This is a genomic window from Rudaea sp. (assembly GCF_036560865.1).
Taxonomy (GTDB): domain Bacteria; phylum Pseudomonadota; class Gammaproteobacteria; order Xanthomonadales; family Rhodanobacteraceae; genus Rudaea.
On the sequence record NZ_DATBQK010000001.1, the window covers coordinates 1 to 9,214 of the forward strand.

Annotated in this window: 11 protein-coding genes; 7 read left to right on the forward strand and 4 right to left on the reverse strand. The window is 60.9% G+C overall.

What is annotated here, in order from left to right; all coding sequences use genetic code 11:
* A partial coding sequence (asnS, locus tag VIE67_RS00005; RefSeq protein ID WP_332022170.1) for an asparagine--tRNA ligase occupies positions 1-1,045 on the forward strand: 1,045 nt, incomplete at its 5' end.
* Positions 1,046-1,070: 25 nt separating this feature from the next.
* Here asnS and VIE67_RS00010 read toward each other — a convergent pair.
* On the reverse strand, positions 1,071-1,538 hold the full coding sequence (locus VIE67_RS00010) for a DoxX family protein (protein WP_332022171.1): 468 nt from the start codon (positions 1,536-1,538) through the stop codon (positions 1,071-1,073).
* Positions 1,539-1,759: 221 nt separating this feature from the next.
* Between VIE67_RS00010 and bufA2 the strand changes: the two genes are divergently transcribed.
* The 5 genes from bufA2 to VIE67_RS00035 all read left to right on the forward strand — a co-directional run bounded on the left by bufA2 (position 1,760) and on the right by VIE67_RS00035 (position 6,261).
* Positions 1,760-2,095 (forward strand): BufA2 family periplasmic bufferin-type metallophore, encoded by a 336-nt coding sequence (gene bufA2, locus VIE67_RS00015; RefSeq protein ID WP_332022172.1) that lies wholly within the window; start codon positions 1,760-1,762, stop codon positions 2,093-2,095.
* A gap of 66 nt (positions 2,096-2,161) precedes the next feature.
* Entirely contained in the window at positions 2,162-3,013 is an 852-nt protein-coding gene (gene bufB, locus VIE67_RS00020) for an MNIO family bufferin maturase (protein ID WP_332022173.1), read from the forward strand.
* Positions 3,010-3,801: an HvfC/BufC N-terminal domain-containing protein gene (locus tag VIE67_RS00025; RefSeq protein WP_332022174.1), complete on the forward strand. Its 792-nt coding sequence runs from the start codon at positions 3,010-3,012 to the stop codon at positions 3,799-3,801. Before bufB ends, VIE67_RS00025 begins: the two co-directional genes overlap by 4 nt.
* Before the next feature lie 98 nt (positions 3,802-3,899).
* Positions 3,900-5,699 carry a thioredoxin domain-containing protein gene (locus tag VIE67_RS00030; RefSeq protein WP_332022175.1) on the forward strand — a complete coding sequence of 600 codons (1,800 nt, stop codon included), beginning with the start codon at positions 3,900-3,902 and terminating at the stop codon, positions 5,697-5,699.
* A gap of 76 nt (positions 5,700-5,775) precedes the next feature.
* Positions 5,776-6,261, forward strand: a complete 486-nt coding sequence (locus VIE67_RS00035) for a TlpA family protein disulfide reductase (RefSeq protein WP_332022176.1) — start codon at positions 5,776-5,778, stop codon at positions 6,259-6,261.
* A gap of 104 nt (positions 6,262-6,365) precedes the next feature.
* Here the strand turns inward: VIE67_RS00035 and VIE67_RS00040 are convergent, their stop codons facing one another.
* Genes VIE67_RS00040 through VIE67_RS00050 form a run of 3 tightly spaced genes read right to left on the reverse strand, consistent with a single transcriptional unit; the run spans position 6,366 to position 7,933 of the window.
* Complete coding sequence (locus VIE67_RS00040) at positions 6,366-7,325, reverse strand: quinone oxidoreductase family protein (RefSeq protein WP_332022177.1); 960 nt, start codon at positions 7,323-7,325, stop codon at positions 6,366-6,368.
* 27 nt (positions 7,326-7,352) lie between these two features.
* The gene (gene mazF / locus VIE67_RS00045) at positions 7,353-7,688 is read right to left on the reverse strand and encodes an endoribonuclease MazF (RefSeq protein ID WP_332022178.1); all 336 of its coding nucleotides are present in this window, start codon (positions 7,686-7,688) and stop codon (positions 7,353-7,355) included.
* 2 nt (positions 7,689-7,690) lie between these two features.
* Positions 7,691-7,933: an AbrB/MazE/SpoVT family DNA-binding domain-containing protein gene (locus VIE67_RS00050; protein WP_332022179.1), complete on the reverse strand. Its 243-nt coding sequence runs from the start codon at positions 7,931-7,933 to the stop codon at positions 7,691-7,693.
* A gap of 162 nt (positions 7,934-8,095) precedes the next feature.
* On the opposite strand from VIE67_RS00050, the gene VIE67_RS00055 reads away from it, so the two are divergent.
* Positions 8,096-9,214, forward strand: a 1,119-nt coding sequence (locus VIE67_RS00055) for a hypothetical protein (protein WP_332022180.1), incomplete at its 3' end; no start/stop codon positions are given.

Sequence of the window (9,214 nt, forward strand, 5' to 3'; positions counted from 1 at the left end):
ATACCTGCGCGAGGTCGCGCATCTGCGCCCGCGCACCAATACCTTCGGTGCGATTTCGCGTGTGCGCCACTGCATCGCGCAGGCTGTGCATCGCTATTTCAGCGAACGCGATTTTTTCTGGATCAACACGCCGATCATCACGGCGAGCGACGCCGAGGGTGCCGGACAGATGTTCCGCGTGTCGACGCTCGATCTGGTCAACCTGCCACGCGACGACAAGGGCGCGATCGACTGGCATCAGGATTTCTTCGGCAAGGAGACCTATCTCACCGTCTCCGGCCAGCTCAATGTCGAGGCGTATTGCCTGGCGCTAAGCAAGGTGTATACATTCGGGCCGACCTTCCGAGCCGAGAATTCCAACACCGCGCGCCATCTGGCCGAGTTCTGGATGATCGAACCGGAGATCGCATTCGCCGACCTCAACGACGACGCGACGCTGGCCGAGGATTTCCTCAAGTACATCTTCAAGGCCGTGCTCAGCGAGCGCATGGACGACATGAAATTTTTCGCCGAGCGCCAGGAAAAGACCGTCATCGAGCGCATGGAGAATTTCATCAACGCACCGTTCGAGCGCATCGATTACACCGAGGCGGTGAATATCCTGCAGAAGTCCGGGCAGAAATTCGAATACCCGGTCGAATGGGGTCACGATCTGCAGACCGAACACGAGCGTTACCTGACCGAGAAACACGTCGGCCGCCCGGTCGTGGTGATGAATTATCCGGAAGCGATCAAGGCGTTCTACATGCGCCTCAACGACGACGGCAAGACCGTCGCCGCAATGGACGTGCTCGCGCCCGGCATCGGCGAAATCATCGGCGGCTCGCAGCGCGAGGAGCGCCTGGATTACCTCGACCGGCGCATGGCGCAGTTCAAGCTCGACCCGGCGCACTACCAGTGGTATCGAGACTTCCGCCGCTACGGCACGGTGCCGCACGCGGGTTTCGGTCTCGGCTTCGAGCGCCTGGTGGTCTACATCTGCGGCTTGTCCAACATCCGCGACGCGATTCCGTATCCGCGTGTGCCGGGCTCGGCGGAGTTTTGAGTACCCCGCCGCGTCGTCCGCCAGCCTAGCGCGTGCTTGGGGAGCGAATTCCCAGCCAGCGATTGACGCTGGTGTCCAGACTCACCGGCCCGGGTCCGGCGATGATCAGCCAGAAAAAAATCAGCATGTAGACGAACTCGTCCAGTTCGATGAATTCGTCGAAGCCGTGCACGTTCTTGATCGCCACGAACGCGATGGCGACGATCATGTTGATGATCAGCGCAAACGAGGTAACCCGGGTCAGCAGGCCGAGCATGAGGAAGACCCCGCCGAGGAATTCGGCGCCTGCCGAAAACGTCGCGCTGAATGCAGGGAATGGAATTCCCCAGCCGACGAAGCGTTCGATCGCACCGTCCAGATTATGCAGCTTGGCCCAGCCGGTCTCGGCCCAGAAATAGCCGAAAAACAAGCGTACTACCAATGGCGCAAGCCAGCTCAAGCGGCCAAGAACGTCCAGCAGCGCCTGACACCGGGACGCAATAAATTGCGGCATTTTCATGACTCCTTCAATGGTGGTTTATGAAGTGGCGGCGCAGCCACTTGGCCGGCGCCGTAAACGAATCTTGGGTACCCGGGGCGTCAAGACCGGCAAGAACAGCTATCTCTTTCGTAAAGCGCCGAACGGGGGCATCATACTCGCGCGGATAAAAGCAGCTGCGTCAAATTCTCGATGAAAGAAGCGGCGCATGTTGCCGGTCATCTCGCCGTCCACGCGTGAAATCACGCCTATGGCGGATGTGCGTAGACGTCAACGCAAGAATGCAACCACACTCGGAGGGTTTTTCTATGAAGGCTTACGGAATCAAGGGTATCGCTTTGGCGACTGCTGTCGCCGGTTTGTTCGCCATGGCCAGCGCCAGCCCGGCATTTGCCGGGGACGATGCCAAAGTGAAGTGCGACAACTCGTCTTCCTGCAAGGGAACGGGTGCGTGCAAGACCACCGCCAACTCCTGCAAGGGCCAGAACGCATGCAAGGGTCACGGTTTCACGATGCAGAAAGATGACGCTTCGTGCAAGTCGGCGCAGGACGCGGCAGCAGCCAAGAAGTAAGCTTCGCGCAATTCCCGGCAGCCCAATCCGGCTCACAGGATTGGGTTGCCCGGGTTGCCCGCCGCGATGACGCAATCCAATTCCAGCCTCACCTATCCGCCGCTCGGTTTCGGGCTCGGGTTGCGTGTGGATCACTACGAAGAAATTCTCGACAACGAGCCGGATATCGACTGGCTTGAGGTTCTTTCCGAAAACTACATGATTCCGGGCGGGCGCCCGCTGCGCTATCTGGAACGCATGCGCGCGCGCTATCCGCTGGTGATGCACGGCGTGTCGTTGTCGATCGGCAGCTCCGCCCCGCTTAACCGCGATTATCTGGCGCGTCTGCGCCAACTCGCGGTCACCGTGTCGCCGGCGTGGATCTCCGACCATCTGTGCTGGACCGGCGTGCACAACACGAATCTGCACGACCTGATGCCGCTGCCGTACACGGAAGAGGCGCTCGACCACGTCGCGGCGCGCGTGCGCGAAGTCCAGGATTATCTCGGACGACGCATTCTTCTGGAAAACGTTTCCAGCTACGTCGAATTCCACGACTCGAGTTTGACCGAGTGGGAATTCCTTGCCGAAATCGCCGTGCGCGCCGACTGCCTGATCCTGCTCGACGTCAACAATATCTATGTGAGCGGACACAACCACGGCTTCGATCCGCAGAAGTATCTCGACGGCATTCCCGTCGATCGCGTGCAGCAGATCCATCTTGCCGGCCACGAAAATCAGGGCGCGCTTATCATCGACACGCACGACGCGCCGATCATCGATCCGGTTTGGGATTTGTACGCGGCGGCGATCCGCCGTTTCGGACCGGTGTCGACGATGATCGAACGCGACGATCACATCCCGCCGCTGGCCGATCTGCTCGCCGAACTCGATACCGCGCGCCGCATCGCCCGGCCGATCCTGCAGGCAGCGGCGTGAACGCGCTCGCCGGCCTGCAGCGCGATTTCCAGGCCTATGTATTGAGCCGGCGCGACAACGTCAAGCTTGTGCGTTCGGTGGTCGCCACCAGCGCAGCCGATGCCCCGACACGTTTGGAGGTTTACGCCTACGCCTACGGTGCGCGCCTGGCGGAGGTGCTTGGCAACGACTTCCCCGGTCTGCGTGCGCTGACCGGCGCCGAGGATTTTGCGCAGTTGGCCGACGCCTACGTCCGCGCAACACCTTCGAATCACTACAACGTGCGCTGGTACGGAAAACGATTCGCGGAATTCATCCGCACGACCTCGCCTTGGTGCGACACGCCGGCACTTGCCGAAATGGCGCAGTTCGAATGGACCTTCGGTCTGAGTTTCGACGCGGCCGACGAAGCGCCCGTGCAGGCTTCCGCCTTGGAAACGCTCGCGCCCGAACAGTGGCCGCATCTGCGTCTGCGCCTGCACGGCGCCGTCCACCGTTTGAGCCTGCACTGGAATGTCGGCGCATTGCGCCGCGCGCAGGATCGCGAGGAAGCGTTGCCCGCCTTGGTCGAGTTCGATGAAGCGCAAACCTGGGTCGTGTCGAGACGCGACACCACGGTGCGCTACCGGGTCGCGCAGCCGGATGAAGCCGCTGCACTCGACGCGGTCGAGAGCGGCGCAACCTTCGCCGACGTGTGCGAAGTCCTGTGCGAATGGCATGCGGAAGACGGCGTCGCAATGCACGCCGCCACACTGCTCAAGCAATGGATCCACGACCAGTGGGTGACGGAATTTCTGTTGCCTGAGTGAATGAAATCGGTTCGACACGATCGTCTCCGTGGTGGCGATCGTGTGGTCGGCGTCCCTGGTCGATAAGGCCAGGGGCGCCGTTTCTTCCTGGAGCTGTTATGTCCGCTCGCTTATGGCAGGCAGCGCTGCTGCTTTTATGCTCGGTGTTTCCCCCGGTGTCGGCCGTCGCTGCGCAGGAACTGACGTGGCATACGTCCAGCGACGAAGCATTCGCGCTCGCGCGGCGCGAGCACCGCTTCGTGATTCTGGATCTGGAAGCCGTGTGGTGCCATTGGTGCCACGTCATGGAACACGAGACCTACGCCAACGCCGATGTGCGCAAGGTCCTCAACGACAGCTACGTCGCGCTGAAGATCGATCAGGACGCCAACCCGGATTTCTCCGCGCGCTATGGCGACTGGGGTTGGCCGGCAACGATCGTGTTCGCCGCCGACGGCAGCGAGATCGTCAAGCGCCGCGGCTACATCGAGCCGCGACAGATGCTGTCGATGCTCAAGGCGATCGTTGCCGATCCGTCACCGGGACCCTCGGTGGGAAATGTCGATGAGGTGCTACCGGCAACGGCATCCAGCTTGACGGCGGAGCAGCGCAAGCCGCTGGGCGACGATTTCGTCTCACTGTACGACGCCAAGAATGGCGGCTGGGGCGATGGCCAGCGTTATGTCGACGCGCAGGCCGCGGAGCTTGCGCTCGCCCTGGCGCAAGACGGCGACGCCGGCGCGCAGAAGATGCTGCGGCAGACGCTGGATTTGAATATCGGTCTGATCGATCCGGTCTGGGGTGGTGTCTATCAGTATTCCATCGGGCCGGGCTGGACGTCGCCGCATTTTGAAAAAATCATGTCGTTCCAGGCCGACGATCTGCGCCTGTATACGCTCGCTTATGCGACCTGGCATGAACAAAAATATCTGGATGCGGCGCGTCTGATCGAGCATTACCTCACAAACTTTCTGCTGTCGCCGGAGGGTGCGTTTTACGTCAGCCAGGACGCGGACCTGAGTCGCGATGTCGATGGCCACAAGTATTACGCGCTGAACGATGGCGCGCGCCGCAAGCTGGGTCTGCCACGCATCGACCGGCATTTGTATACGCGCGAAAACGCCTGGGCGATTGCGGCCCTGTGCCGTGTGCACGACAGCCTCGGCGATGCGCAGGCGTTGACCTTCGCCGAACGCGCGGCCGCATGGATACTCGCCCATCGCACCTTGCCCGGTGGCGGATTCGCACATGGGGAAAAGGACAGCGCGGGCCCGTATCTGGCGGACAATATTGCGATGGCGCAGGCCCTGCTCGACCTGTATCGCTCGTCCGGCAAGCGCGACTGGCTGACCCGGGCCGAGGCCACGCTGGGCTTCATCGAAGCGCACAACCGCGCCGCGGATGCCGGATACGTTACCGCGCCGGCGCCGAAAAACGCCGCGGGGGTATTCGCCAAGCCATTGCGCATCGTCGATGAGAATATCGCGCTGGCGCGCGCGGCCAATCTCGCCTATCGCATCACCGGCAGCGAGCGCGACCGCGGCATCGGCGAACATGCCATGCACTTTGCCGCTGCGCCCGCGGTACTGCAGTCGCGACCGTTTCTGCCAGGCCTGCTTCTCGCCGACCGCGAGCTCTCCCACGAACCGATCCACATTGCGGTGGTCGGCGCCAAGGACGATGCTGCTGCGCAAGCCTTGCAGGTGTCCGCGTTGCGCTATCCGGCCGACTATCTGCGCGTGGACTGGTGGGATCGACGCGAGGGGCCGCTGCCCAATCCGGACGTGACCTATCCCAAGCTTGCCAAGGCGGCGGCGTTCGCTTGCACCGGCAACGCCTGCTCGCTGCCGGTATTCGATCCGCAGCAAATAGCGCCGGCAGTCGATCGTCTGCGCGCGCCGCAGAACGCGGCGAAATAATCGCCGTTCCCAGTGTGGCGTGCGCAAGATTTCCCGCACACGTCCGGTCTGAGAGGCAGCTAATGTGGAGCAAGCGATGAAATACCGCGTCGTCATCCTGATGGTTCTGATTTTCACCCTGCTGGCGAGCCCGGCCGTCGCACAGCAGCGCGCCATCGCATGGCAAGGCACGGGAGCCGACGGCAAACCGATACGTTTCGATCCGGACAAACTGCAGCGTCCGGCGCTGCTGCTGTTCTGGGCGACATGGTGCCCATACTGCAAGGCGCTCATGCCGTATCTACAAAAAGTATACGATGCCGCGGGCCGCGACCATCTCGACGTCTACGCGATCGATATCAAGGACGACGGCGATCCGGTTGCCGAGCTGCGCGAGCGTAAACAGACCTTCACCCTGGTGCGCGATGGCGACGCGATCGCCGATCTATATGCGGTCAAGGGCACGCCCGGCCTGTTCCTGGTCGATCAGAAAGGCGACATCGTCTATCGGCGAGTCGGCGGCGATGCGCCGGAAAAAGTCGAAGCGATGCTGCGCGAGAAATTGCATCTTGCGGCGCAGTGACTTGACCGCTTTGGAGCTTAGGGATGGTCAAAACAATTCGTCATCTCGGCGAAAGCCGGAATGACGAGCAGCTGGACCTTTTGCAAATTCGCCTGCCCAGCGCTTCAAGGAATCAGCAACACCTTTCCACTCGACGCCCGGCTCTCCAGCCTGGCATGTGCACTCGCACCGTCGGCGAGCGCAAAACGCGAGTCGATGTGCACCTTGAGCTTGCCCTCGCGCACCCAGCCGAACAGGTCGGCAGCGCGGCGGCAGCGCTCAGCGGCACTGGTCAGCACATTCCACAAGTCGCCGCCTGTGAGGCTCTTCGATGTGTCCATCAGCATGCGCGGATCCACGGGCGCGGGATCGCCGCCGGCCATACCGAAAAACACGACGTGGCCGCCGGTGCGCGCCGCGGCAAGACTCTGCGCCAGCGTCGCACCAACGGAGTCGTAAACCACATCCACACCGCCCTTGCCGAATGCCCGCGCCGCGGCGACCCAGTCCTCGTCATAGCGCGCTGCGGCGTGCGCACCGGCGTCGAGCACTTGCTGCACCTTCGCCGCACTCGAGGTCAAGCCGATCACTCGCGCACCGAGCACGCCACACAGTTGCGTAAGCAGCAAGCCGACACCACCTGCCGCTGCGTGCACGAGCACGCTTTCACCGGCGCGCACCGCGTGGCTGTCGCGCACCAAATACTGTGCGGTCAGGCCTTGCAGCAACACCGCTGCGGCCGTCTCGAATGAAATGTCGTCAGGCAGCGGAATCAGCTTGTCGACATCCACCGCAACACGCTGCGCATTGGCAAACGGCATATCGGCAAAGCCCACGCGCTGGTCCACACGAAAACCGCTGTCGGCCGGCGCATCCAGGACGACGCCCGCGGCCTCGTAACCCGCGATAAACGGCGGCTTGCCCTGCAAGTGATAATTGCCGTTGCGCCGGTATACATCGGCGAAATTCAGTCCGATCGCCGCCGTCTGCACCAACGCCTGCTGCGCGCTCGCGATCGGATCGGGCAGATCGCGATACTGCAATACTTCGGGACCGCCGAAGTGGTCGAAACAGAGAGCTTTCATGACTGACAACGTTCCAAAAACGGAGCCTCAAGGCTTGCCGATCAGCGCGATGGCCTTCTTGCGTACTTCAGAAAGTTCCGACGCAGACGCTTTGCCCTTGCGCAAGGCTCTGCGCGCGACCCAGTCGAGGCTCTTCACCTGGTCGGCGAGTGCCACGCCTGCACGCATGCCGGCTATCGTCACTTCGAACGGGTAGCCTTTGACCTGGGTCGTCAGCGGACAGCACAGCATCAGTCCCGTCTTGCCGTTGTACGCCGCCGGACTGATCACCAGTGCCGGACGATGCCCGGCTTGCTCGTGTCCCGCTTGCGGATCGAAGCGCAGCCAGACGACATCGCCGGCGTCCGGCACGTAGCGCGGCACGGCTACAACAATTCCTTGCCAACGCGCGAGCCGAAATCCGATTCGCCATGCAGATTCTGCGGCGTGATGCGCGCCAGCAACGCATCGAGATCGCCATGCTCGTCGCCCAGCGGCTCGACGACGATGCGCCCGTCTTCCTCGCGCACATCGACCGCGGCGTCCAGTTTCAGATTCGCCGCCTGCATGACCGCGGCCGGAATGCGCACCGACGCGCTGTTGCCCCATTTTTTCACTTGCACGCGCATGGCAGTCGCCCCGTGGAGTCCAATATCATTGACAGCAATGATACGTCTCGCGGAAAGATGTGTCAACATTGTATATACACCGACCCAAAAACCTATAGGTTGCGATGCACGCTCGATTTGAGCGATAACCAAAGAATCGGTGCACTCTCCTCAAAGTCGACGATGGAAAAACTCGCATACAAGAACCCGACCAATCTACTGTCTCTCCCCGTGAATGCGGGGCGGGCAATCATCGAAGCGAGCGCAATCCTTGCCTGTCCTCTGCTAGGGACGGATAGCTTTATTCGTTACTGCGGTGATCGCGGCCTTGGAATCGATCGGGAGCGATTGATTCGTTTCGAGCGACTTGGCTTGTTCTCCCCGCTGTTTCGCGTACGTACGCCCGACGAAGACACAGACTCCTTCAACATCCCAATCCGCGACGGTAACAACTGGTTTGACAAGGGGTGGGCTTGGGATACCACTACGGTTCCTGCCTGCCATCAAATCCCGGACATTACGGACCACTCCCAAGAAGGTTACTACTCGATCTTTCAAATCGAGTACCTAGACATTGTCATGAATGAAATGGCGATCGAAGTCCATTTGGATTCATACCTTGAGGAGACCGACGCCTTTGAAAAATTGCGGGAACGCGGCATTAATCGATGGTTTGATGACGCAACAACACTCGCCGACGGACTTCGGCAGCACGAATATCGCCGTTCCATAGGGCTACTCTGCCAGTACATCTCCAATCGTTACTACCCAAAAGCTCAAGGGGATCTACGAACCGTTCGTTTGGGGGCCGGCGCGTCTGTTGATAACTGGATCAGTGTCAACGGCTTCAGCTGGGACTGGGAAGACGAGGCTAGAACGTGGGATGCAAGGAAGGTCGCTGTCCTTTTTGACCTAACGCGCGAGAAGTTACGGCACGCATACGAGACGCTGGCAGGGACGCAGGCTTTTGCGGACCCGTTGGAAAACTGGTATCGGCTCGTCCAGTTCGTCTCGCTTGATCAAAGAATGCGACTCAAAGGTAAGGCCCTCCATGCCGAAACCTTGCGTGAGGGGGCGCTCATGCTTCGATGGCTCCACCAAGATCTGTATGGGGAAGAGTTGCCGCCCCCGAATGAAGTGCACGGAACCGTAATCACACATATTCCAGAACTTGCAATCAGAAAAGACGTGCGACGCTATGTGGAGTATGTCGTAAATAAGTACGGATTGAACCCTCAGCCGAAGCTGGTCTTGATCGTCGAGGGCGAGACAGAAGAACGTGTGGTAAACAGGATATTTGAA